Raw genomic sequence first — 24,296 nt, 5'->3', positions numbered from 1 at the left:
TCTACTTTTATTTAAAAATCAAATTCCTTCTCGTATCATATAGATCGATTAACCATGGATATTTTTCCTTATTCTGATGAATTTCATTAGGATAGATAATGGCAGGGATCACATAATCCCCCTTATAATATATTTTATTGCTCACTGGTTCCAAAGGAATTTTATATACCGTTTTAAGCGCTTTATAGAACAATCTTTCAAGCAATACCACACAGTAGCTAACATCATAGTATTCCGAATAATGTACGAACACGGATAAAAGTCTATCAAGATTTTTTCCTCTAAATTGCTTTAATATGGCCACCTTATCAATTTCTATCACTGCTTTTGGATTACTTTTTATGGATTCAATCTGATGAAAAGGAAATACTGTATTAATATTATTAGTGGGCTCTAAAGTATAAGGCCTAAATTCAATCGTTCCTACTTTTTGATTAGTTGAATCTGTAATGATATATCGATCGGTTGGATCAGTTGAGTTCTCCAATCCATACCCCTTTTCCAGCCAACATTCCATCCAGATTTGGTTAAAATCATTTAATAGTGCCAAGCTATCAACTTTTATGTACACTTTTTTTCCCCCTATAAAATATTAAGTTATAATTTTACTAACAATATGAGCAAGAGCTATTATACCTATATTGCTGATACTAGTATATCTTCTTATTATAAGTAGATATTAAGGGGATAAAAATTATTATTTCAGCCACGAGTGAACATTTTTTTTAATACATAAATAGCCTTACTCAATACCTTCGAATATTTATTACTTTATCCTGAATAGAAATGTTAATGTTTGTAAAATTCCTATATTATTAATTATTTTTTTAGTACGTAAAATTCATTGTAAAAAGACTGCCAATGTTTTTGCACTATAGATGATAGCTTTTTTGGTTGGTTTCTACCTTGCAGTAATGTTGTTTTCTTCTATTTCTTAATTCATTTACTATTATTACAATCTCTGTACATATCCATCTAAAAAAGGGAGATTGATCTCCCTTCAGGCTCTTTCATGCTTTAATAATCTGCTTTCGCCTTGATGACGATTACATGTTCTAAACTCCTATAATTCTAGTAAATTCCGTTGATGTCAAGTTACCAAGGCTTCTGTGAAACTACTAAATGTGCTATTAACGAATCCAGCCCCTCCTTGCTACTGTAAGCAAGGAGGGGCTGACGCATGTTATCTTCTGTGTATACGTGGCTGCGATTAACCTTTTGTGCCGGATACCGCGGGTCGCCCTTCCACATAGACGGCGTAATCTGCGGCATACTTCTCCAGCTGTTCATCGCTCACTTCGCGAATTCCACTCACTACAAAGGGCGGGCGGTAGATCATCCCGGTCAGATTAGCGGACTGCTGGAATGGCCGGAGCAGCTCGCTGAAAGAGTAATTGTGAAATCCTCCGGCTTGGTACATGCTTTGAGCGCCTCCTGTAGAGATGGCAATAAGGAGCTCTTTACCTTTCAGCTTATCACCATCTTTGCCGTGAGCCCAGCCGAACTCGAATACTACATCCATCCATTTTTTCAGCAAGGAAGGCGAACTGTACCAAAAAAATGGAAATTGAAGCACAACACGGTCGTGAGCCGTCAACAACGCCTGCTCACGCGCAACGTCGAATATTTCATTCGGATAAGTCTCATACAGCCGGTGAACGGTAACATTTCCTCTTCGTTCAAGTTCGGCCGCCAATCGTTTGTTAATCCGGGAATTCTCCAAATCTGGATGAGCAACGATCACTAGCGTTGCAGCACTGTCAGACAGGTTAAAAATGTTGGACATGTGGAACAGCTCCTTTTTTGGGGTGAATTTAGACTTGCACTTGCTGTATGGTTTTTCGCTATCAGGGTCAATGCCAGGCCAGGGAGACTAATAAGCAGACAAAGCCTGAGGCGTCAAAAGGCACCGTGTACGAACCTACCCCAGTCTCTCAGGATGCCTTCTTCATATGTGACTGCCGAATATCATACCAGCCTTTTTTTCCAAATTCCTTCGCCTCAATCTTAACTGTCGGCTATACCGTCACAATCCAATCAACGCCGTAGAAGTCGCTGAAAATGAACAGCTTTGCTTTGCCGGAATCAAGCGCATACGGGTGAATATAATAGAATATTAACTCCATTAGTATCGAAAAAATATCACCACCATCATTGATACAATTCGAGATATATCGATATATTGGATAAAAATAAAAAAGATTCAATTATAAATCTCGAATTATCGATTTATTTTTTATATAAAAACTGAATTCAACATGTTGAATCCAGTTTTTATTACCTAGAGATCTTGATGAATGTAGGAAGCAATTTGTTTTATTGCGTCTTCATCTCTTTTGTAGTATGTCCATTTTCCCAGTCGAGTCGCATTTACTAGCCCCGCACGCTGTAAGACAGACAAATATTGAGATGTTGTTGATTGAGTCATATTCAGTTTTGCTGTAATCTGACTAACACATACCCCAACCTCGATAAGATCAACCCCTTCCTGGGGGCCAAAATGGGCTTTAGGATCTTTTAACCACTCTAAGATTTGAAGACGTGCTTCATTAGACAATGCCTTAAATACTTCAATTGGTTCAATTATCTTCATGTAATTTATTATATCGATATTTTTCGATATGTCAACCTATTGGAATACTAAGTACTCATTACCGGATTTAAAATATTTATCCCACTCTTAACAGGCAGTAAGAGTGGGATAAACTTAAGCACCAACTTCGTATCGGTTCAGAATTATATTCTTTGCCCAATATGCCCATCGCTCCTCCTGTATTTCAAAAGGATAAAAGGCGCAAAATTCTCCGTGAATCTGTCTCCGCTGAAATGGATTCCCGCAGTAGCCGATAACCCTGATCCTCCACCTAATAAAATATAATCGGCTTTTCCAATGCCATTTTTGCCTTTTCTATGCGTGTATGATAATGCATTTTCATATATGAATCTCGGTTTTTTATTGAGTTAATTTTATTTTGGAGAGATTTCTGTAACAATTTGCTTAAGTGCTTCGCTGATCGGTGTAGCTGGACGACCGAGAACTTTCTCAAAATCATTGCTTTCAACTTCTAATGAACCGTTTCGAATGCTCTCTTGAATCCCAACTACAATTGGAATCACAAAATCAGGCAAACCTAAACCTTTCATGATTTCGGTATATGTTTCGTCATTGACTTGTTGTACAGGAATTTCTTTACCCAATACCTTACCAAGAGCAGATGCTAATTCTTCTTGAGTTAAAAGAGGACCAGAAAGTTCATACACTGTATTTTCGTGACCATTTCCTATAAGAACCGATGCTGCTGCTTCAGCATAATCTTGTTGCAATGCCCAGCCTACTTTACCTGCTCCAGCGGAAGTTACCCATGGAGCACCTTCCAAGGCACCTTGAATGCTTCCAATTTCGTTTTCCAAATACCAATTGTTACGCAAGAAAGAATATGGGATATCAGTCTTAATGATGGCTGCTTCCGTCGCAACATGAGGTGGAGCCATCAAATTTGTGCTTTCTGTTGAATTCGCTAAGCTTGTATAAGCAATAAATTTAACTCCTGCACGTTCAGCTGCTTCGACAGCATTGGCATGTTGACGAATTCTTGTTTCATTGTCTCCATCGGCAGAAATAATTAATAAGCGATCGACTCCTGCAAAAGCAGTATCCAATGTTTCTGGACGGTCAAAATCTCCCTGACGAACATCCACACCACGAGCCCGTAGTCCTTCCGCTTTCTCAGAGTTGCGAACACTTACAGCCAGTTGTTCTGCTGACAGAGTTTTTAATAAAGTTTCCACGACTTTCGAACCTAATTTCCCAGTTGCTCCTGTTACTAACATTTTCATAGTCTATTCCTCCAATTTATATTTTTATTGTCTTTCTAAAAAAACATTTTACTCCACCTGTATTAATATCGAATACCTGTATTCATAATAAATACATCTAATAGCTTTGTCAACTGATTTATTAAACTTTTTTATTTTCACAGAATATAAGGTATAATACGTTGTAATCAAATTAGATACATGATGATAATATGGGGTAAAGTAAACTTCCATCAGTGGGGGTTTTTCCTCATCCCCTACTGATGGTTAGTTGCACTTATCGGACCTTTACGGGCAGTTATCCCCCACCTAGCTTCCTCGATTTCTCGGCATCCCCGAGGTGGGGGTCTTACTGCCCGTTAAGAGTGGGGTAAATTTCAAATAAAAATATAAGGCAGGTGAATGATATGTCCATCAGTAGCCGTTTTACCGTTGGTGTTCATATATTAGCTCTTATAGAATTAAATAAAGATGGGATAAGTTCATCAGAGTTTTTAGCAGGGAGTGTAAATACAAACCCAACCTTGATAAGAAAAATTATGGGAATGCTAAAAAAAGCGAAGTTAATAGAAGTACAACCTGGTATTGCAGGCGCAAAATTAGCCAAGGCACCATCAAATATAAACTTACTTGACGTTTATAAGGCAGTCGATGTTGTGCAGGATAAAGAATTGTTTAGTGTGCATGAAAATCCTAACTCTGATTGCCCTGTGGGCAGAAACATACAAGATTCGATTACTCCAGTTTTGTCAGCAGCTCAATTAGCTTTAGAAAAGGTACTAGGAAATGTAACAATTGAAGATATTATTAAGGATATTACTGAAAAAGAGAAAATTAATAAATAAAGACATTCTTCTATTTAAAAAGCCAATGGTTTTATCCATCAGTTCCATCTGCTTTTTTTTGGGATACAAGCAAAATTTATAGGCTTTTTTTACTAGCATGGAAATTCCTCTTCCTACAAGAACATTTGTTTCTATTTTATCATATGGAGGAAAGTGTTGGCTAATGCCAACCGACATTCATCTCCCATCTACTCTTTGGGCTTTGCCCTCCACATTCCTTGCGGTGGGAGTCTTCTGTCGGGAAATGAAAAAAATAGCACCAACCTCTATTTAATAGAAATCGGTACTTCGTTTATTCGATATACGTTTAGCGTGACGCTTTTGGCGGTTGGCACACATCACATTTACGTTGGTTATTATTTTTAAATTTCGTAAATGTTTTTTCAAAATTGCTACCACATGCACATTTAAATAGTAACTTTTGAGAAAAACCGTGATATTCAGTCGTTAGCAGCTTACTTTCCGAATTGTTCTCAACAAATTCTTTAATTTTACCGATTGTCCATCTTTTATTCATTCTCTTCCACCTCCATATTTTATCGCTAGGCGGAGGCTTTTCTTGGCATCCGTTCAATTATGAGCAAAAGTCATAATTATCCTAAGTTTTTCATTATAACATGAGCTGACACACAATTAAACTTAACAACCATTTTAATTCTCACTTGTATAATCGATTGAATTTAAATCTAAAGAAAAACAGGTGGAATTTGTTTCCGCCTGTTTTGTTCATTTTGGTAATAAAAAATTACTAAAAACATATTAAGAACGCTTTTGTTTCTTTCTTGAAGAATCAGCCTTTTTTCTTCCAGTTTCCCTTGTTGTTGTTCCTTGCCCTTCTGTTTCTGATGAGACCAAACCAATTGTTGATGGATCAGCTTTTCTTTTTGACATTCTATTCACCTCCAATTATAGTGTTCCTTAAAATAATTTTAGTTATGTTATTTTATTGCTAATTCGATTAAACGACTAAAAAAGGCATTCTTTAGATAATCCAAAAGGTTAAGTTCAGCAAATTCACAGAGATAGATTAATATTCGAAAAACATTATTAAATTATTCACACAAGAAAAAGAGAATCATTTTGGTAATCGCATTGTATAACACTTGCCCCGATACTTGAATAAGGCGTTCAACTTAAAGTGTAAAAACCCCATACATTATAGACAATAGTTAATTAATCGTTAATTTATTAGTATCCCTTATTTTTAGATATTCCAAGTAAACATGACCATCAGTCCATAATCTCAATCCATCTGAAGTAATTTTCGGAAAAATTATATTACTAAATATATGCTCACTATCATTAATAAATAGTTCAACTGTACCTCTGTCTACTAAAATATCAAGTTTAATTTTACCTTCTTTCGGTTTAACAATAACCTTTTGCTTTCTAGTAAACTCTGGTACATCAATAATTTCCCCTGAATTTTTCCGATCAAATACAAGTTCTTGTATGTTTTTATCATAAGTAATATCGGTATGTTGTCCATTACCATCACGAAGGGCAAAACCAAATTTACCTGAAGTTAAATCCGCTACATCTATCTTTGCCTCTATTGCATAAGAAAGACCATGAAAATCTTTAAAAATATTCTCCTGATCCTTATAAACGTTTTTCCCTGCTAAATTAATGGTTTCATTAAAATTTGATAGAAGATTCCAAACAGGCTTTTGTGCCAACTTATAGCCATCATGTAATGTTGAGGTTAAGTGTATTTCTCTAACCACACTAGCATTCCCGTTAAATGTCTCCCATGGCAGCTTCCGTGCATAATTCCAGTTGTTCATCCAAGAAATGAAATATCGGTAATTTCCTTCTGTATACGGCGCATCCCATGTTACCCCTGTATAGGAGTCTGCTCCACGTTCTAACCAGTTTACATTTGTTTCCGCATGGAAACCGGTTCCGTTAAAATCACCCACAAAGTAGCTGGTTCCTGTAGTTAATCCGTAATTAAATCCATTACCGCCAATCATAAGCACCCATTTTTTATTATTTTTATTACCGTCCACATTCAATTGAAACATATCCGGACATTCAGTAATTCCAATATCATTTCTTACAAAGGAAGAAGTATATGCCCAATCTTTTAAATTACTGGATGTATAAAACCCTACTTTATCTCGTTCAGCTAGCAGCATGACCCATTTTTTCGTTTCCTCATGCCAAATAATTTTCGGATCTCTAAAATCTGCACTGCCAGTCGGATTATTCTGTACCATACCATGATACTTATATGAATTCCCATTATCTGTACTATACCAAAGATGAGTAGATTGTCCGTTATATGGCATCGTTACTAGTGCAATAACAGCATCCTTTCCGAATCCTGCTGTGTTATTGGTATCTACTACTGTACTCCCTGTCCATGGATCTCCTGCAGGATTGCCGCCATATTTATGAATCGCAACAGGTTGTCTTGTCCAATGTACTAAATCGGTTGAAGTTGCATGAGCCCACTCTGTTCCATTACCACCCCAAGAAAAGTCCTCATTATAAAGATAGTAAAGATGATGAACTCCATTAATGTAAATTGGCCTTTGCATATCACTCATCCACTCTGCTTGTGGTGTAAGATGAAAAAGGGGACGATGAAATTCTTGATTTACTTCCGCTTTTACTGGTTTTAATCCTGAAAAAACGAATATTCCAAAAATCAGTAGACATAATGGCATGACACCTACTTTTTTTACTTTATCTTTTAAGTTCTTTATCATGCTATGCCCCCTTTCTACAATTTAATTTCTGTTTTAATTTTCCATTAAAGAGAAAAAAAAACAGAATATTAAATCGTTTCTAGTTTTTCCACTATTCTACTTCACTTCCCATCAAAGTTTCCAGTAAACTTTAAGGAAATAGATCATTAGTACTAATAGTGGAGGAACCGTGCTCTTTCATGCTGTAATAATCTGCTTCTACTATTAGTCTAGTTAAAAGAAGAAAGGCTAATAAATATAATTTTAGAGAAAAGCACGAGGAAGCGAAAAATCTATAGAAACAGCTACTGAATGAAGGGAAAAGGAATCGAAGTCCGATAAGACCAGGTAGAAGTTTCCATCGCGCCAAAGGATGAAGAGCGAATAAAAATGGATGGAATCAAAAAGCGGAGTTATAGGATTTAAAATAAAATAGGATAGTAGGGGTATGTAAAAATTAGGGAACCATACCCCGGGCATCCTATTGCCTTTTTTAAGATCCTAATTATTGGATACCCATATTTAAAAGAAATACCCCATTTGTTTGGAGAGGCGTCCGCTCGACTCCTACGGGAATAGCGAGACAGGCGAGACCCCACAACGAGGAGGCTCGGCGCTCGCCCCGTGGAAAGCGAGCGGTAAGCCTCGGAGAACAGAACGAAAACCCTTACTTCTTATTTAGTTGTTAATTTTCCTTTTTTTTGAAGTTTAGCTTGATGACATTGGGGTCTTACTGCCCGTTAAGTGTGGGATAAATCCTTTCTTTTTTAAAAGAGACTTCCTATTACTGCAGGCTGCTGACTATTTTATTTGTTTGATGGATGGCGGCGTTTCAAGTACGGTTTCCATATAATTTTTTCCCCAATTATACATGTTATCCAAAATTGGCATTAAACTTTCTCCTTCTTTCGTAAGAGAATACTCTACTTTTGGAGGAACAACTGGATAGACAACTCTTTGAACAATAAGATCTTCTTCGAGCTCTCGCAACTGATTGACAAGCATTCGCTGTGTTATTTCTGGAATTAGCGCTTTTAACTCACCGAACCGTTTCGTTCCTTCTTTTCCCAAATGCCAAAGAATTAGCATCTTCCACTTTCCACCGATGATGCTTAATGTAAGTTCTTTTTCACAGTTGAATTCTTTATTTTCCATACGTCCCATTTCCTAGCCCCCTTAGCTTTACTATAACATTGTATACTTTTAAAGTAGTACTTACTAAAAATTATAAGGATTATAAACAAACTTGTCTTATTTTTGTTCTTATGCACTCCTTATAAACCTAAACAAAAAAACAGTCTTTATCAAATAATAAGTCTCTATTCCTGTCTACATCTTCTCCAATAATAATACGACTAACAAACAGTTTTAAGGATTTTTTGTTTCTTCCTACTTATTTATCCAATTATACACTTCAATTGTAATACCACTTATAGAAATAACAGGAGATTTCAATAGAATTATTCACGAAAGAGAAAAAAGTATCATAATTAACTTTTTTCATTCGATGGAAGCGGTTAACGATGTAGACGTTAAAAGCGAGGATAAGATGGACTGCTGCCCATCGAAGAATGATGCTAAATAACAGAAAAGATAAAGCTTGCTTTATTCGTGCGAAACTTTTGTGGGCGGATGATAGAAACATAATCGATCATCCGTCCACTTCGTTATTTTAGCAATGTATCTTTTACACTCTCATTTGCAGCCAGCCAATTTTCTACCCCTTTTTCTTCATCTTTGCTATTTGTAATTTCTGATTCCAATTCTGCAATTTGTTTAGAGTCTAATGTAAATGATTCCAGCCATTTTGCCACTTCCGGGAATTTAGCGGCGAAATCTTTCGTGCCGATGGATTGAAGCTTTTCTGCACCACTTGGATTCATAGCATTTTTCGGATCTTCCAAATAGCGAAGATGGTATTTTTCAAAGGCCCAATGCGGACGCCAAAGAGTAACAACTATTGGCTTTTTACTTGCAACTGCTTTATCTAATTCTGCAAGCATGGCTGGAGTGCTGCTTTCTACCAGTGTCCAGCTTTTTAACCCATAGCTTGGAATGGCATTTTCCCTTGTTAAACGCATTAAACCGGCCCCAGGTTCTATTCCGATAATTTTTCCGGCAAGTACATCTTTTTGACTGTTTAATTCATCTATTGATTTTACATCCATATAATCCGGAACGGCGAGTCCGCTATCTGCTTGGTCATACCATGTTCCCAGAACGGACACTTTATCTTTGTATTTTTTCATATACGTAGAGTGTGTAATTGGCATCCATGTATCTAAAAATAAATCAATGCTGCCATTTGCAACTCCTGAGAAGATAGGCGCAACATCCGCCTGCATCAACTTTACTTTATATCCCTTTTCTTCCAACAGAGACTTCCACAAATAAGTAACAGCAACATCTTCGTCCCATGGCAAATAGCCAATGGTAATTTCTTTTGCACTACTCCCATCCTCTTTTTTTGCACTTCCAGAAGAAGTAGAACTGCTCCCGCAAGCTGTTAAACTTAGCAACGAAATGAATAAAACGAATAGAATGAATCTTTTTTTCATAATCCACCGCCTTTTTTAATGGTTTGTCTCCCTTAAGAAGCCTTTTTATTTGTAGTAAAGATAGTGATCCGATCCAAAATAATGGCAAGGATGACTACCGAAATCCCTCCTATAAAACCTAATCCAACATCAAGTAGACTAATGCTTCTCAGCACTTCAGCACCTAATCCCCCAGCCCCAACCATGGAAGAGATAACAACCATGGAAAGAGACAGCATGATGACTTGGTTTACTCCTGACATAATCATCGGGAGTGCGAGTGGCAATTGCACTTTTATTAATTTTTGCCATTCGCTTGCACCAAATGCTTCTGCTGCTTCTAATGTGGTTTTCGGCACTTGCTCCAATCCCAATAAAGTCAACCGAACGGCAGGCGGCATGGCAAAAACGAATGTAGCAAGAAGGGCTGTTACATTTCCTAATCCGAAAATAAGGACAGATGGTATTAAATAAACAAATGCTGGCATTGTTTGCATAATATCGAGAATCGGTTTAATAACCGCTTTTACTTTTTTGCTACGGTAGGTTACTACTCCCAAAGGAACCCCAATTATAAGAGAGAGAAGGGTGGAAGCAATCACAAGCGCTAATGTCAGCATGGCAGGTTCCCATAACTGCAGGCTGATTATCAGGAGTAAGCCAAAACAGGTGAAAAAGGCAACTTTCCAATTTGTCAGACGCCAGGATAAAGCTACTAAAATAGCCACCATCACCAACGGAGGCGGTGCAGTAAGAAGCCATTCAAAACTGCCGATAATATAGGTCATCATCTTATTAATAAAATCAAACAACCCGGAAAAACTGGTTGTAATATAGTCTACAAATGTATTAGCCCATTTATCGAGGGGGATAGTTGGAATGATAGAGGCAGCAGCCTTCATTTTTCTATCACCCCTTTTAATGCCATCTCCTCTTTTTCCGTCGAAGATCCTTTTTCTGTTAAACTAGCAATTAAAGAGGTGGGTACAACTTCCCCTATCAAACGCCCTTGTTCATCCAAAACAGCGACTGGGCGAATTTCTTCGGAAAATAAGGGAAGGATTTCCTTTATAGGCTGATCAAGGGTCACTTGATAGAATGGGTCGCTAATCATCCGGGATACATCTTGTTTCCGCTGTTCCACTAACTCCAATACTTGATAAAGCGTCAACATTCCTACTAAACGATGCTCTTTATTAACGATAAAAATAGAAGACAGCTGATTTATTTTCATTCTCCTTAAAATAACCTGCGGCTGTTCCTTATCAACAGCAAAAAACTCCACTGACCTCATGGCACTTTTCACCTGACGGATCTTGCTGTAATCTACTCCCTGCACTAGCTGTTCCACGTAATTGGTAGACGGCTTGCTTAAAATATCTTCAGAAGTACCAATCTGAACAATTTCTCCATCCTTCATAACAGCGGCGCGATGACCTAAAGTTAACGCTTCGTCCAAGTCATGTGTAACAAAAACAACCGTCTTTTGAATTTCCCCTTGTATATCTAAAAATAACTTCTGCATATCCCTTCTAATCAAAGGATCCAAAGCAGAAAAAGGTTCATCCATTAATAGTATTTCCTGGTCAGATGCAAGCGCTCTTGCCAACCCAACCCTTTGCTGCATCCCCCCTGAAAGTTCATGTATTCTCTTATACGCCTGACCGTTCAATCCTACTATTTCCAGTACTTCTTTTCCCTTCTTTTCTCTTTCCTTTTTCGCCACGCCATTTATTTCCAAACCAAATGTAATATTTTCAAGTACGGTTCGATTTGGCAGCAGTCCATCATTTTGAAATACCATGCCAATTTTATTTCGGCGGATTTGCTGCAGTTTTTTGCGCGGCAGATGGGCAATATCTTCATTCTCCAACCAAACAGATCCTTCTGAAGGTTCGATCAACCCATTTAAACATCGAAGCAATGTTGATTTTCCACTTCCTGATAATCCGATAAGGACAAATGTTTCTCCTTTGTCCACCTCAAAATTAGCATTGTAAATAGCAACGGTTGTTTTCGTTTCTGTTTCTATTTCATATTTGCTGTACCCTTCCGCTCTCCGCATAATGGCTTGCTCTTTTTGTCTGCCGAATACTTTACTGACATTTGAAACACGAATAATTGGCGAACTTATTTTAGAGGTCATCCTCATTTATTCCCCTCCCCGTTTAAACTTACGATTTACTGTTTTATTTCAAATACAGGGTATTCTTCCTTCCTATTCTGACAAATGACAATAATAGATTAAAAGATTCCTTTCTCGTTTTCAGGAAGTTGAATAGCTTCTAGCACATAATCATAGAATCGTGATACATGCTGTTCAACCGGCACTAACAGACCACCTTTTCTATAAGCTTTTGATCCCATATTTTCCTGGCACCATTGACATGCTTCGAAATCCTGTAAATTCACACGGTGAAATAGTTCAACTGCATCACTTGGATCAAAATCAGATTTTGCCATTTCCGCAGGATCAAACAGCCAATCACAAATCACTTTTGTTTTATGCGCATTAATGGGAATACTTCGATGAATAATAAGATGGTCTGGCGTTAAATTAATAAACACAAGGGGCAGAATAGTAATGCCATAATAGGTGCGGTCATCCTCTGGAAGCAAATCTTTTAACCTTGCCCGATTTCCTTTTCCACTTATCGAAAAAGCCTGATAGCTTTCATTAAATTTCGCTCCTGTACCTATCCCATTTTGTGTACCAATGCCTGAACGGAATTCCGGAAGCGTCTCCGTTAATTCCGGATGAATAGCAGAACAGTGATAACACTCTTGAAAGTTTTCAATAATAATTTTCCAGTTCGCATCCACTTCGTATTCTTCCCGATGCGCAACCCGTAGATTTTCCAATCCATATCTTGCAAAAGTCTCCAGATTGCCGAATCGCTCGATCATTTGCGCATCTATTTGCTGTTCAATTGGTTTAGGATGCTCTGATAGGTTAAGCCAAATCATTCCATGCCATAATTGAAGATGCACTGGCTCTAATCCGTATTGTTCATTTTTCACTAATTGTTCTTTACACTCGCTCGTATTTGGAACACCCAATAAGGTTCCATCAAGCCCGTAGCTCCAGGAATGATATGGACAACGAAAAATGCCGGCTTTCCCGGTATCTGCGCTGCACAACGTTGCGCCGCGATGCCTGCATACATTGAAGAAAGCACGCAACACATCATCTTTCCCCCGGACCACCATAATATTTTCATGTTCCACCTTTGTCCGTATGAATTCCCCTGGCTCCTTCACTTCATATTCATAGCCAACAAATATCCAGGATTCAGAAAAGATATGTTTTTTTTCCAACTGAAAGACAGACGGGCTTGTATACATTTCACCTGTTAAAGTAGCTTTCAGCTTTCCAGATTCATTGATCACAACCATTTTTTTCCCTCCATCAAACAACTATTTATAATAATATTCAGTTCCTGAAGATAACGTAAACTTCCATCAGTGGTTTTTCCTCATCCTCCACTGATGGTTAGTTGCACTTATCGGACCTTACGGGCAAGTTTCAACACCTAGCTTCCTCGATTTCTCGGCATCTCCGAGGTGAGGGGGCTTACTGCCCGTTAAGAGTGGGATAAAGATGGTGATGCTTCTCTTTCTGATGACTCTCTTGTTAAGTGAAAAATAGACCCTTCTAATAGGTGCCTACAACTGATTGCGACAGCAAGACTGCGTTATAACGGTTCCCAAAATATTCTACTTGAAAGACGGTTTCCTCTTTTACAAAATCGGAAGCAAGCAGCGCAAACACAACCCCTTTATTCAACGCATAATCATATCCGGCACTTGTGATAAAGCCAACCGCCTGCCCGTCAACAAACACTGGCTCATGCCCCATTACAGTAAAGCCTGGAGAATCGAAGGTCAAAGTAGTTAAACATTGCTTCTTCTCCTTTAATCGATACGCAAACAATGCTTCTTTCCCAATAAAATCTGGCTTTGTGAGATCAACCATTTTACCAAGCCCTGCTTCGTACGGATTGATTTCACTCCAAAAATCTTTTCCTGCTTTCGGCAATAAAGATTTCATCCGCAACCCGTCAAGCGCTCTATCTCCTGCTGCAATCAGATCATATGGTTGACCTGCTTTACATAAAAGATCCCATAATCCTAGTCCTTGATCTGCTGTCGCAACAATCTCCCAATGTCCAACACCATTTATCGACTCATAGATGGACAATACAGGAATATGGTGAAGATAAAGTTTGCTCGCTTGGCATCCATCAGAGGGGGCTAAAGGCAAAATGGACTCTATGATTTCTTTTGTTTTAGCCCCTTTTATCAGCAGGCTGCAAGTTCCTGCAGACAAATCGCGAACAGAAAGTGAACTGGATGGAGCAATCTGCTTTTTTATCCAGCTTGCTTCTACTGTCCCAGAACAGAAAACGACAAATTCCGTTCGTGCTGTCCGAATTATTTTTATTTCATCTTTAATTCCTCCTTCCTCCTGAAGCATCAAGGTTTTTATTACACTTCCAATAGGAACGTTGATATCGGATGTTGTCAGCTTCTGCAAGAATTGAACAGCATCCTCTCCATGGATTTTTAAATACTTTCTGGATGCCGTTATATCAAATAATCCGGCAAATGTAGAAGCATGAATTTGCTCGGCATCGATAATAGGGGACGCATATTGAGATGCCCAGCGATCCCGCTGGATGATTTCATTACGGTAATGGGAGACTTTTGATTGGTTTACCTCATACCATTGCGGCTGCTCCCATCCCAATTTTTCACTGAAAACAGCACCTAAACTTTGCTGGCGATGATAGTAGGGGCTTACCCGAATATTCCGGCTTGTTTCATGCGGCATATAGGGATGATGAATATCGTATACTTTCACATAGTTTTCCATGGATCTATTTTTATAAAAAGAAGGGCTAAGGGCTTGCTCGTCAAAACGATTGATATCACAGAGCTCTAAATCTAATGATGGAACCCCATTCACCATCCATTCTGCCATTTCTTTCGCTACACCAGCAGAATGAGTGACCCAAATAGCCTCCGCCACCCAAAATCCTTTTAATTGATTCGATTCCCCGAGAAGCGGCATTTCATCTGGAGTAAAAGAAAAAATGCCATTGATTCCTTTCTTGATCTTCGTGTTCTTTAAAGAGGGAAACAGCTTGATAGCATCCTGCCATGGCTTTTCAAAATCTTCCAGGGTAAAGGCTTTTACAGAGGGCATTTCCTTTGATTGGCCATATTTCGTTATTTCCTCCACTTCAACAGGCAATGGTCGATGTTGATAAGATCCTGCTCCTAAAGATTGAAACACCTGCCGATAATACATAGCACTATCCTGATGACGGATTAGAGGTGCAGTAACTTCCTCTGTTTCTCCAGCAAATTCCTCCAAATCCTCTGTCCAAATATATTGATGTGCCATCGGCTGCAGTGGAATCGTCACTCCAGCAAGCTTTCCAATGCGCGGACCCCAAAAACCGGCACAGCAGACAATTGCCTCTGCTTCAAAATCTCCTGAGCTGGTGATGACGGCTTTCACACAGCCATTTTCCGCCTTTATCCCTGTTACTTCTGTTTCCCCATAAAAGCGGACTCCGCAAGATTTCGCATATTTCATCATTTCCTCCACTGCATGAAGTGGTTTCGCAATGCCATCAGAAGGTACAAATAAACCTCCAAATATATTGTTTGGATCAATAAAAGAAAATTTTTCTTTGCATTCTTCTGGAGAAAGAAGGGATGCTTCCATCCCCCATGAAGCTGCTACACCTGCTTTCCGTTTTAAGTCTTCCAACCGTTCAAGTGTATTAGCCACTTCCAAACTTCCGACAGTGTAAAAGGATTTACGCTTTTCCGTACTTAATTCCCGAAAAGCAGCAGCAGTATTACAAGCCAGTTTAGTCATTACTTTTGAAAAGCTCAGCTGAAAGACTAGACCAGGTGCATGGGAAGTCGATCCTCCCGTCTCGATCAATGGTCCTTGTTCTATCACCGTAATATTTCGCTGCCCCATTTTGCATAAATAATAGGCGATGCTTGTCCCAACTATGCCTGCTCCCACAATGACAATTCTTTTTTGCTCCATTCCTTGTAACACCCTCTCTTTTTTCACGAAATAGTTCGACCGTTTTTTAATTGGAAAGAAAATAGAAGAACAACGAGATGCTGTTGCCTTCTACCTTAAGATAACACGGCTTGCGTTTCTTATTTTTGAAGCGTCTGCTGTAAAGTTTTCCGTTTGATGGAAAAGAGGGAAATATCATGCTCAGTTTTTCCTTCTATCGCTAATTGACTTAAAATTTCTCCAACTACACTTGCAAACTTAAAACCATGACCGGAAAAACCAGCAGCAATCGAAATATGAGCATATTGCGGATGCAAATCAATAATAAAATGTTCATCTGGTGTTTTTGTATAAATACAAACTCGCCCTTGTCTTAATTCCCCTTCCGCTTGTGGCATATAAGTTTTTAAAAAGCTTCTTATATATCCTTCATCTTCAGGAAAATTACCGAATTCCCGGTCCATTGTATCTGGATCAATATCCTGTCCAAAATCGTGGCGTCCAATTTTTAAGCCGGAGCCTTCCAAACTCGGGAACCCGTAATAGACACCTGTTGGCATATCAACAAAAAAAGCTGGAAATTTACTTGATTGATATAATGCCTCATCTGATTTAAACCAGCCCACTGTTTGTCGTTTAGGCTGCAGCGGCAAATCCAGCTGAAGGGTAGATAATAGTTTTTTATTCCATGCTCCCCCGCTGATAATAAGCTTTTTCGCATGATAGGCAGCTTCTTTCGTGTAAACCTTAACAGCGTTTGGAAAAGCCTCTATGTCTTCAACAGGCGTATTGGTTAACAGATCTGCCCCCAACTCTAAGGCTAGCTCTCGGTATGCTGAGATGCAATTTTCACTGAATAACACACCCGAAGCAGGCTCATAACAACCCATATAATCTGTTGGAAGCGTGATTCCCGGCCACCTTTTTCCTATTTCATATCCATTCATTAATTCAAGCTGCAAGGAATATTCTTCAGCACTGGAAATAGCTTCATCAATAAACGCAGAGCCTTTTGGTCCAAATCCTAATACGCCAGTTTGTTCGAAGATTTTTTTCTTGCTTATTTTTCCAAGTTCATCCCATAATGCTTGTGCTCGAATGGCAAGAGGAACATATTCTCTCCCTTCTCCATAGGCATGGCGAATGATCCGAGTATCTCCATGATGGCTTCCGTATGTATGTGGTGGATCAAAAGCATCAATCAACAATACGTCTACCCCTTGCTTCGCTAAATAATATCCAGCAGCCATTCCCATAGAACCGGCACCTAAAACAATAACATCATAGCTTGTTTTTACAGTCATCATATTTACCCATCCCTTCTGCTTCCAGTATTAAATGTCAAAATATTTTAAATAATAAGACTTCTTTCTATTAATACCATCTTAAACTGGTAAATCCATGAAGTAAAATGATTAAAAATGATACTACTTATCTGTATTAGTGATATCATATGGGTAATAAAACATGAACTTCCACATTTCAGGAAAGCGTGTGACTTTCGTTGAGCAAAGCATTTGATATAGCTTTCATTCGTTTTTGGAAACCATCGAAAGAGAAACGCTGAATAGCTGACATGATCATGTAAATCCATCCAGGTAAAAGCATACATATGAAACATGGGATAGGTAACTTTATATAGAAAACCGAAATATCTCTATGTTTGCAAAGTTATTTTTCTGAATAATGAAAAAGTTTGGAGGGGTTTTTCTTGGAGCTTAAAGACATGCGAATTTTTCAAACCGTTGCTTTGCTCGGCAGTGTCAGTAAAGCAGCAAAAGCATTAAACTATGTGCAATCACACGTTACATCAAGAATTCATCTTCTTGAGTCATCACTTCAAACACCTTTATTTCATCGGTACAGCCGTGGAATGATTTTGACATCTGATGGAAAAAAATTATTATCGTATACAGAAAATATCTTATCGAAGGTCGATGAAATGATGAAGGTGATGAAAGATTCCAAAAACCCTACTGGCTCTTTAGAACTTGGCACTGTAGAAACGGTTATCAAACTGCCGATCTTATTATCTATCTTCCACCAAAAATATCCAGGCATCGATTTATCGCTTGTAACAGGAGTAACAGAGCAGCTTTTACAAGATATTCTTGCCTATAAATTAGACGGGGCCTTTGTAACAGGCTTTGAAGAGTATCCGCAACTTATGCAATACGAAGTGTTTCAAGATGAACTAGTATTGATTTCCAATAGAAATCAATTGACAGAAGAAAAGATAAAAAAAGAACCTTTATTGGTTTTTCATACGGGCTGCAGCTACCGTACAAAGCTAATAAACTGGCTGCTGGAAGAAGGGATTTCCTCACCGAAAATAATGGAATTTGGAACATTGGAAACGATATTAGGCGGTGTTGTTTCAGGATTAGGAGTCAGTCTTGTCCCTAAATCAACGGTCATGCATTTAGAAACAGCCAGCTTGATTCGCTGCCATTCCATACCGGAAAAATACAGCAGGATTTCAACAGTATTTATTCATCGCACAGATACTTATTTAACAAAATCTTTAAAGAAATTTATCGAAACGATAGGCGAGTTTAACAGTAAGAAGGGCAATACCGACTTTTCTAATCAGTTAATTTCTATAACTCCTCCATCTGTACAAATTTAATGTCAAAAAAGAAGCTTATTCTCCTCTTCCTATAGAGAAGAAGAGTTGGGGATAAAGAGAACCTTTCCATCAGTGGGAGTTTTCTTCATCCCCCACTGATGGTTAGTTGCGTTTCACAGGATGTGAATCACACAAACGTTGCCACAGGACGTGGCGATCTTAGTTTGTGTACCTAATATCGGACCTTTACGGGCGAGTTTTAACACCTAGAACACCTAGCTTCCTCGATTCCTCAGCACCTTGAGGTGGGGGTCTTACTGCCCGTTAAGAGTGGGATAAATGGTTTTATGCGTAAAATCCACTTATAGCAAATTATGTACCGTTTAAACCGCCACTTTCTCATGTACCTAATAATTGTATTTACCAAAAAGACGATGCCAAAAGTTGAACACAAACGACCGTTCTCACTAAGTTACTTCGAAGTAACTTAGTGTGTTTTTTTTTAGTAGTTGTTTAAAAAGTGCGTACTTTTTTTTTAGTAAATTAGATACTACAATAAACTTACTTTCCACAAGCAATACAAATTAAATGAAGGAGTGAAGTATAGATGAAATTACAATTAGCATTAGATCTCGTAAACATTCCACAAGCAATCGAAGTAGTAAAAGAGGTACAAGAGCATATTGATATTGTAGAAATTGGTACACCTGTAGTCATTAATGAAGGACTTAGAGCGGTAAAAGAAGTGAAAGAAGCATTTCCTGCTTTAACTGTTTTAGCAGATTTAAAAGTAATGGATGCTGGAGGATATGAAGTGATGAAAGCCTCCGAAGCAGGAGCAGGAATTGTTACGGTGCTTGGTGCAACGGATGATGCTACGATAACTGGGGCAGTAGAAGAAGCGAAAAAACATGGAACACAAATTCTTGTAGATATGATTAATGTAAAGGATTTGGAACAGCGCGCAAAAGAAGTGGATGCACTAGGTGTCGATTATATTTGTGTACATACAGGGTATGACCTGCAAGCCGCTGGAGAAAATCCTTTTGAACAGCTGCAAACGATTAAACGCGTCGTAAAAAATGCAAAAACAGCGGTTGCTGGTGGAATTAAACTTGCTACACTTTCAGAAGTGGTGCAATCACAGCCTGATCTTGTTATTGTGGGCGGCGGTATTACTGGGGCTGAAGATAAAAATGCCGTTGCTGGTGAAATGAAAAAATTAGTTAAACAATCAGCTCTTGTATAAATGATAATGAAAACCATGCTAACGACTCAGTATTTAACAACCATTATAGAAGAGCTGCAACAAACTACTGGCTATATTTCCGAAGAGGAAGCGGAAAAGCTGGTGGATGGTATGATTAATTCGACAAAAATTTTTCTAGCGGGTGCCGGTCGTTCAGGATTTATGGCCAAATCCTTTACTATGCGGATGATGCATATGGGATTAGACGCATATGTGGTAGGAGAAACGGTAACACCTAATCTGGAAAAAGAGGATCTACTCATTATTGCTTCCGGTTCAGGAGAAACAAAAAGTTTAGTGTCGATGGCTCAAAGAGCTAAAGATATAGGGGCATTAGTAGCTAGTGTTACGATTTCCCCTGAATCAACTATCGGAAAGTTATCCGATATAACGGTTAAATTACCTGGTTCTCCTAAAGATAAGGAACAAAGCAAGTATAAAACGATACAGCCTATGGCCTCTTTATTTGAGCAAACCCTCCTGCTATTTTTTGATGCTGTTATCCTAAGATTTATGAAAAAAAAAGAATTGAAATCCAGTACCATGTTCAGCAGACATGCAAATCTTGAATAAAGAAAGAGATTGGGACAGTCCCAATCTCTTTCTTTCCTTATGAAATCCTTTTGTTGATTTTCAACCTTTTATACAAATGAATAATTGGCATATAGACTCTTTGTACCAGTTAAATCATACTAGAGGAAGAAAGAAATAATTGTACACACCAACTTGATAGCAAACGTCATTTGAATACTCCCTTAATTGCGACCGATTTAGTACAAATTTTTGGAAAAGTCGTGCTAAACATCTTTCATTCCAATTTCCCTCTTCTTATTCCTTTATTTTCTCCTTACTCTTATTTAAACCATCACTTCATAAGGTGTTGAACGCTCATGAATAAACGAACGATTCTACTTTGTTAGGTTAGACTAGACGAGAAAAATGAAGAACTGTTATTCTTAGTATAGGCTATTAATAAATGTTCAAGCTCCTTGTCTGCCTTCTAATAATTAAGAGGATAGGCAAAAACCGATTAAGACGCCAATTCCCAGTTAATATAGGAACTAGGAATCCGCCTAACTTCAATATAGTTACTTCCATTAAAAGAAATAAAAAAGAGGTGTATTATGAATCAGTATTGGAACGAACTTGTCAAAAAATTAGATCCTTATGTACCTGGGGAACAGCCTAAGGATAAGTCCTATGTAAAATTAAATACGAATGAAAATCCATATCCCCCTTCTCCATATGTACTAGAAGCCATGAAACAAGCTGTTGATGAACAATTACGCTTATATCCTGATCCAAACTGTGATCAATTACGAGAGAAAATTGCAGAACATTTTCATCTTTCTAGTGATCAAGTTTTCGTCGGCAACGGTTCTGATGAGGTGCTTGGTTTTAGTTTTATGTCTTTCTTTTCACCTGAACGCCCCGTATTATTTGCCGATATTACATACAGCTTTTATAAGGTATACGCAAACCTTTGCGATTTGCAAGTAAACCTTATCCCTTTAGAAGATGACTTTAGTCTCCCTGTTTCTTCTTTTTGCAAGCCAAATGGAGGAGTGGTGATTCCCAATCCAAACGCACCGACTGGACAGCTTCTTTCGTTAGCAGCGATTAAAACCATCCTTGATTCAAATCCAGACAGTGTTGTAATCATTGATGAAGCTTACGTCGACTTTGGAGGAGAAACAGCCATCCCGCTTATCAAGGATTATCCTAATTTATTGGTTGTTCAAACGCTTTCTAAATTTAGTTCCCTTGCTGGAATACGTGTTGGTTTCGCACTTGGGCACCCTTCTTTAATAGAGGGCCTTAATCGATTAAAAAATTCCTTTAACTCCTATACATTAGATCGCTTAGCATTAGCCGGAGCGGTTGCAGCGATTGAAGATTATGCCTATTTTCAAGAAATGGCAGAAAGAATCGTAACAACAAGAGAGCATACAGTCGCTCAATTAAAGAAACTTGGCTTTTCCATTGTTCCATCTAAAGCAAATTTTATCTTTATCACCCATCCAGAAATAGAGGCTGAAACGCTTTTTCATCAATTAAAAAGCAATGGCATTCTTGTCCGCTTTTTTAATAAACCAAGAATTTCAAATTATTTACGAGTCACCATTGGCACCGATAATGAAATGCAGCAGTTTTTATCAGGGGTGCAATCGATTTTGGAAAAGAAATAGTTTTTTGATTTTGCTTGATATGCTTTACAATTTTCACAGGTACAATACCATAAATCTTCAGCAACCTAATTTTTTTCAGTGAAAATAATAATAGGCAATGCCACTTTTAAAAAAAGAATTTTCAAAACCAAATTCCAACTTGCGAACGTATGTTCTTTCGTTGTATAATCTAATTGTTGGACAGAATAGGAATTGGGCTGTATTCCTTAACAAGAACAACTAGAAATACATAGTAGAGCAATACATCACCATTTCAAGCAAAAAAAGATAATATATTTTAAATTAGGAGCTGATGAAGATGACAGTAAGATTAATTCCGTACTTAGTAATGAATGGAAACGCTAAAGAAGCGATCCAATTTTATGAAAAAGCATTAAATGCACAAGTTCTCTTTTCTCAATCTTTCGGAGAAATGCCGGCGAATCCAGAGTTTCCCTTACCAGAAGATGCAAAAAACCTTGTCTCACACGCAACGATAAAAGTAGGCGAAACAGAACTTATGTTTTCTGATACGTTCCCTGGCCAACCACATCAGAGTGGAAATCAAGTGACAATTTGCATTTCAACAGACGATGCAGACAAAGCAAGACAAATGTTCGATGCACTGCAACAAGAAGGTCAAGTAGGCATGCCACTGCAAGAAACCTTTTTTAGTCCCGCATACGGCACTGTAACAGACAAATTCGGAGTAAATTTCCAAGTTTTCACCGAAGGCAAGCAATAATCACATTATAATGTGCCTGACCCCCAGTGCAGTAACGCATTAAAGTATTACCACACTAGGGGTCAGGCACCCTTATCAAGCCTGCGCTCTTAATCCGTATCTGTTTTATCGTTCTGATCTTTATTGCGCTTATTCCCCTTGCTGTTATCCCCGCTTATACTCACGGATTGGTTTCCTTTTGGTGAATTTTGATTTTTACTGCCTGTATTAAATTTCTTTGTCATCATCTACACCCCTTTCATTTACCTTTCTTATTTTCACCCGGTTGATTCCAAATTATGTTTTGGATTCACAAGGACAGTCCCCATGAATCTCCATTACTGTATCAAAATCAAGAGGAACTTCCTTTTCCTTTATATCCCACTACGTTCAGATAAAATCTTTAACCGGACTAAATATTGGTAGGTGGTGCTTGCTTTATATCCCACTACGTTCAGATAAAAGGAACAATGCCTATACAGCGACAAAAGTCTTCTGGAATTTATATCCCACTACGTTCAGATAAAATATTAATCATTGCGTCTGAAACACCTTGGTTTAAATACTTTATATCCCACTACGTTCAGATAAAATCGTAAGAAACCAAGTTTATTTTGGTTGGATATAAGTACTTTATATCCCACTACGTTCAGATAAAATACTACATCTTCACCTGTTACTAATGCTAATGCACCTAGCTTTATATCCCACTACGTTCAGATAAAATTGCTGAATTTGTTGATGCTTTTTCTTTTGAATCTACCTTTATATCCCACTACGTTCAGATAAAATGTTATTTCCAGATCGGTTAACCTTGATACTATCGACCTTTATATCCCACTACGTTCAGATAAAATCAAGTCGTTACTATCCGGTATTGGTTCGTGGATTAGCTTTATATCCCACTACGTTCAGATAAAATGAAATACACCCGATACCACAGAATCATTATTACAAACTTTATATCCCACTACGTTCAGATAAAATGTATTTAGAGTACGCGGACAAAGCGACAATGAACGAGCTTTATATCCCACTACGTTCAGATAAAATCAACGAAAGGAGGGAAGACATGGACCCGTTTACTTTCTTTATATCCCACTACGTTCAGATAAAATTTGCAAGCTTGTATGGGTTGAACTATTTTCAAATCAACTTTATATCCCACTACGTTCAGATAAAATCAGAAGACCAAGTACAATCTGCACGAGATAAAGCATCTTTATATCCCACTACGTTCAGATAAAATTCTATTTCTTGCAACAACTATTCGAAAACTGCTTACTTTATATCCCACTACGTTCAGATAAAATTGGGGATCGAAAGATATATATCTTGGGCTATTAGTACCTTTATATCCCACTACGTTCAGATAAAATGAAAATAAATCGCACACCGTTAAAGTGTCACTCGCTTTATATCCCACTACGTTCAGATAAAATTTTTCTCGCCACCAGGAATATCAAGCAGTACACACCAACTTTATATCCCACTACGTTCAGATAAAATAACGGTGGTGCTGCATCATCTGACCCTCGTTATGACTCTTTATATCCCACTACGTTCAGATAAAATCTTGATTCTTGGAGTAATGATGATTCGGTTAGTCCTCTTTATATCCCACTACGTTCAGATAAAAT

Annotated in this window: 22 protein-coding genes and 1 CRISPR repeat array; of the genes, 6 read left to right on the top strand and 16 right to left on the bottom strand. The window is 38.0% G+C overall.

Annotated features, from left to right (window positions below; genetic code table 11):
• Positions 1 to 7: 7 nt before the first annotated feature.
• The 4 genes from ACTYBU_RS15855 to ACTYBU_RS15840 form a co-directional block, all read right to left on the bottom strand.
• Positions 8 to 571, bottom strand: a complete 564-nt coding sequence (locus ACTYBU_RS15855) for a hypothetical protein (RefSeq protein WP_445491221.1) — start codon at positions 569 to 571, stop codon at positions 8 to 10.
• 639 nt (positions 572 to 1,210) lie between these two features.
• On the bottom strand, positions 1,211 to 1,786 hold the full coding sequence (locus ACTYBU_RS15850) for an NAD(P)H-dependent oxidoreductase (protein ID WP_445491220.1): 576 nt from the start codon (positions 1,784 to 1,786) through the stop codon (positions 1,211 to 1,213).
• A 495-nt stretch (positions 1,787 to 2,281) separates the two neighbouring features.
• Complete coding sequence (locus ACTYBU_RS15845; protein ID WP_445491432.1) at positions 2,282 to 2,584, bottom strand: ArsR/SmtB family transcription factor; 303 nt, start codon at positions 2,582 to 2,584, stop codon at positions 2,282 to 2,284.
• 383 nt (positions 2,585 to 2,967) lie between these two features.
• Complete coding sequence (locus tag ACTYBU_RS15840; protein WP_445491218.1) at positions 2,968 to 3,837, bottom strand: SDR family oxidoreductase; 870 nt, start codon at positions 3,835 to 3,837, stop codon at positions 2,968 to 2,970.
• Between the two features lie 386 nt (positions 3,838 to 4,223).
• On the opposite strand from ACTYBU_RS15840, the gene ACTYBU_RS15835 reads away from it, so the two are divergent.
• Positions 4,224 to 4,661 (top strand): Rrf2 family transcriptional regulator, encoded by a 438-nt coding sequence (locus ACTYBU_RS15835; RefSeq protein WP_445491216.1) that lies wholly within the window; start codon positions 4,224 to 4,226, stop codon positions 4,659 to 4,661.
• Here ACTYBU_RS15835 and ACTYBU_RS15830 read toward each other — a convergent pair.
• The 11 genes from ACTYBU_RS15830 to solA form a co-directional block, all read right to left on the bottom strand.
• The gene (locus ACTYBU_RS15830; RefSeq protein WP_445491431.1) at positions 4,596 to 4,760 is read right to left on the bottom strand and encodes a helix-turn-helix domain-containing protein; all 165 of its coding nucleotides are present in this window, start codon (positions 4,758 to 4,760) and stop codon (positions 4,596 to 4,598) included. The two genes, ACTYBU_RS15835 and ACTYBU_RS15830, sit on opposite strands and share 66 nt — an antisense overlap.
• 208 nt (positions 4,761 to 4,968) lie before the next feature.
• Positions 4,969 to 5,178, bottom strand: a complete 210-nt coding sequence (locus ACTYBU_RS15825; RefSeq protein WP_028395991.1) for a hypothetical protein — start codon at positions 5,176 to 5,178, stop codon at positions 4,969 to 4,971.
• Positions 5,179 to 5,420: 242 nt separating this feature from the next.
• On the bottom strand, positions 5,421 to 5,552 hold the full coding sequence (locus ACTYBU_RS15820) for a YuzL family protein (protein ID WP_445491215.1): 132 nt from the start codon (positions 5,550 to 5,552) through the stop codon (positions 5,421 to 5,423).
• A gap of 278 nt (positions 5,553 to 5,830) precedes the next feature.
• Positions 5,831 to 7,378 carry a glycoside hydrolase family 32 protein gene (locus ACTYBU_RS15815; RefSeq protein ID WP_445491214.1) on the bottom strand — a complete coding sequence of 516 codons (1,548 nt, stop codon included), beginning with the start codon at positions 7,376 to 7,378 and terminating at the stop codon, positions 5,831 to 5,833.
• Between the two features lie 780 nt (positions 7,379 to 8,158).
• On the bottom strand, positions 8,159 to 8,521 hold the full coding sequence (locus ACTYBU_RS15810; protein WP_445491212.1) for a winged helix-turn-helix transcriptional regulator: 363 nt from the start codon (positions 8,519 to 8,521) through the stop codon (positions 8,159 to 8,161).
• A gap of 503 nt (positions 8,522 to 9,024) precedes the next feature.
• Positions 9,025 to 9,915, bottom strand: coding sequence for a glycine betaine ABC transporter substrate-binding protein (locus ACTYBU_RS15805; protein ID WP_445491210.1), 891 nt, complete (start codon positions 9,913 to 9,915; stop codon positions 9,025 to 9,027).
• Positions 9,916 to 9,947: 32 nt separating this feature from the next.
• The gene (locus tag ACTYBU_RS15800) at positions 9,948 to 10,796 is read right to left on the bottom strand and encodes an ABC transporter permease (RefSeq protein WP_445491208.1); all 849 of its coding nucleotides are present in this window, start codon (positions 10,794 to 10,796) and stop codon (positions 9,948 to 9,950) included.
• On the bottom strand, positions 10,793 to 12,046 hold the full coding sequence (locus tag ACTYBU_RS15795) for a quaternary amine ABC transporter ATP-binding protein (RefSeq protein ID WP_445491207.1): 1,254 nt from the start codon (positions 12,044 to 12,046) through the stop codon (positions 10,793 to 10,795). Before ACTYBU_RS15795 ends, ACTYBU_RS15800 begins: the two co-directional genes overlap by 4 nt.
• 92 nt (positions 12,047 to 12,138) lie before the next feature.
• On the bottom strand, positions 12,139 to 13,290 hold the full coding sequence (locus ACTYBU_RS15790; RefSeq protein WP_445491205.1) for an aromatic ring-hydroxylating oxygenase subunit alpha: 1,152 nt from the start codon (positions 13,288 to 13,290) through the stop codon (positions 12,139 to 12,141).
• A 259-nt stretch (positions 13,291 to 13,549) separates the two neighbouring features.
• Entirely contained in the window at positions 13,550 to 15,967 is a 2,418-nt protein-coding gene (locus ACTYBU_RS15785; RefSeq protein WP_445491203.1) for a GcvT family protein, read from the bottom strand.
• A gap of 119 nt (positions 15,968 to 16,086) precedes the next feature.
• Entirely contained in the window at positions 16,087 to 17,253 is a 1,167-nt protein-coding gene (gene solA, locus ACTYBU_RS15780; RefSeq protein WP_445491202.1) for an N-methyl-L-tryptophan oxidase, read from the bottom strand.
• 404 nt (positions 17,254 to 17,657) lie between these two features.
• Between solA and ACTYBU_RS15775 the strand changes: the two genes are divergently transcribed.
• The 5 genes from ACTYBU_RS15775 to ACTYBU_RS15755 all read left to right on the top strand — a co-directional run bounded on the left by ACTYBU_RS15775 (position 17,658) and on the right by ACTYBU_RS15755 (position 22,677).
• Positions 17,658 to 18,575 (top strand): LysR family transcriptional regulator, encoded by a 918-nt coding sequence (locus ACTYBU_RS15775; protein WP_445491200.1) that lies wholly within the window; start codon positions 17,658 to 17,660, stop codon positions 18,573 to 18,575.
• Positions 18,576 to 19,122: 547 nt separating this feature from the next.
• The gene (gene hxlA / locus ACTYBU_RS15770; RefSeq protein ID WP_445491199.1) at positions 19,123 to 19,764 is read left to right on the top strand and encodes a 3-hexulose-6-phosphate synthase; all 642 of its coding nucleotides are present in this window, start codon (positions 19,123 to 19,125) and stop codon (positions 19,762 to 19,764) included.
• 15 nt (positions 19,765 to 19,779) lie between these two features.
• Complete coding sequence (gene hxlB, locus ACTYBU_RS15765; RefSeq protein ID WP_445491429.1) at positions 19,780 to 20,337, top strand: 6-phospho-3-hexuloisomerase; 558 nt, start codon at positions 19,780 to 19,782, stop codon at positions 20,335 to 20,337.
• A gap of 551 nt (positions 20,338 to 20,888) precedes the next feature.
• A complete protein-coding gene (gene hisC / locus ACTYBU_RS15760; protein ID WP_445491197.1) occupies positions 20,889 to 21,953 on the top strand; it encodes a histidinol-phosphate transaminase in 1,065 nt (354 codons plus the stop codon).
• A 298-nt stretch (positions 21,954 to 22,251) separates the two neighbouring features.
• A complete protein-coding gene (locus tag ACTYBU_RS15755; protein WP_445491196.1) occupies positions 22,252 to 22,677 on the top strand; it encodes a VOC family protein in 426 nt (141 codons plus the stop codon).
• 89 nt (positions 22,678 to 22,766) lie between these two features.
• On the opposite strand, the gene ACTYBU_RS15750 is transcribed toward ACTYBU_RS15755, so the two are convergent.
• Positions 22,767 to 22,901, bottom strand: a complete 135-nt coding sequence (locus tag ACTYBU_RS15750) for a hypothetical protein (protein ID WP_445491194.1) — start codon at positions 22,899 to 22,901, stop codon at positions 22,767 to 22,769.
• A 127-nt stretch (positions 22,902 to 23,028) separates the two neighbouring features.
• A CRISPR array of direct repeats spans positions 23,029 to 24,296; the repeat unit is 29 nt; unit sequence CTTTATATCCCACTACGTTCAGATAAAAT.

The sequence above is a fragment of the Niallia sp. 03133 genome (assembly GCF_052663225.1).
The sequence above is the reverse complement of the archived record's forward strand: the minus strand, read 5'-3'. Positions and strand labels throughout refer to the sequence as shown.

Excerpts from the sequence above, each read along its gene's own strand:
- ACTYBU_RS15755 (WP_445491196.1), top strand. The coding sequence starts at position 22,252 with ATGACAGTAAGATTAATTCCGTACTTAGTAATGAATGGAAACGCTAAA.
- ACTYBU_RS15810 (WP_445491212.1), bottom strand. The coding sequence starts at position 8,521 with ATGGGACGTATGGAAAATAAAGAATTCAACTGTGAAAAAGAACTTACA.
- ACTYBU_RS15850 (WP_445491220.1), bottom strand. The coding sequence starts at position 1,786 with ATGTCCAACATTTTTAACCTGTCTGACAGTGCTGCAACGCTAGTGATC.
- solA (WP_445491202.1), bottom strand. The coding sequence starts at position 17,253 with ATGATGACTGTAAAAACAAGCTATGATGTTATTGTTTTAGGTGCCGGT.
- ACTYBU_RS15820 (WP_445491215.1), bottom strand. The coding sequence starts at position 5,552 with ATGTCAAAAAGAAAAGCTGATCCATCAACAATTGGTTTGGTCTCATCA.
- ACTYBU_RS15830 (WP_445491431.1), bottom strand. The coding sequence starts at position 4,760 with ATGCTAGTAAAAAAAGCCTATAAATTTTGCTTGTATCCCAAAAAAAAG.
- ACTYBU_RS15750 (WP_445491194.1), bottom strand. The coding sequence starts at position 22,901 with ATGACAAAGAAATTTAATACAGGCAGTAAAAATCAAAATTCACCAAAA.
- hxlB (WP_445491429.1), top strand. The coding sequence starts at position 19,780 with ATGCTAACGACTCAGTATTTAACAACCATTATAGAAGAGCTGCAACAA.
- ACTYBU_RS15805 (WP_445491210.1), bottom strand. The coding sequence starts at position 9,915 with ATGAAAAAAAGATTCATTCTATTCGTTTTATTCATTTCGTTGCTAAGT.
- ACTYBU_RS15790 (WP_445491205.1), bottom strand. The coding sequence starts at position 13,290 with ATGGTTGTGATCAATGAATCTGGAAAGCTGAAAGCTACTTTAACAGGT.
- ACTYBU_RS15785 (WP_445491203.1), bottom strand. The coding sequence starts at position 15,967 with ATGGAGCAAAAAAGAATTGTCATTGTGGGAGCAGGCATAGTTGGGACA.
- ACTYBU_RS15840 (WP_445491218.1), bottom strand. The coding sequence starts at position 3,837 with ATGAAAATGTTAGTAACAGGAGCAACTGGGAAATTAGGTTCGAAAGTC.
- ACTYBU_RS15825 (WP_028395991.1), bottom strand. The coding sequence starts at position 5,178 with ATGAATAAAAGATGGACAATCGGTAAAATTAAAGAATTTGTTGAGAAC.
- ACTYBU_RS15835 (WP_445491216.1), top strand. The coding sequence starts at position 4,224 with ATGTCCATCAGTAGCCGTTTTACCGTTGGTGTTCATATATTAGCTCTT.
- hxlA (WP_445491199.1), top strand. The coding sequence starts at position 19,123 with ATGAAATTACAATTAGCATTAGATCTCGTAAACATTCCACAAGCAATC.
- ACTYBU_RS15800 (WP_445491208.1), bottom strand. The coding sequence starts at position 10,796 with ATGAAGGCTGCTGCCTCTATCATTCCAACTATCCCCCTCGATAAATGG.
- ACTYBU_RS15815 (WP_445491214.1), bottom strand. The coding sequence starts at position 7,378 with ATGATAAAGAACTTAAAAGATAAAGTAAAAAAAGTAGGTGTCATGCCA.
- ACTYBU_RS15795 (WP_445491207.1), bottom strand. The coding sequence starts at position 12,046 with ATGAGGATGACCTCTAAAATAAGTTCGCCAATTATTCGTGTTTCAAAT.
- hisC (WP_445491197.1), top strand. The coding sequence starts at position 20,889 with ATGAATCAGTATTGGAACGAACTTGTCAAAAAATTAGATCCTTATGTA.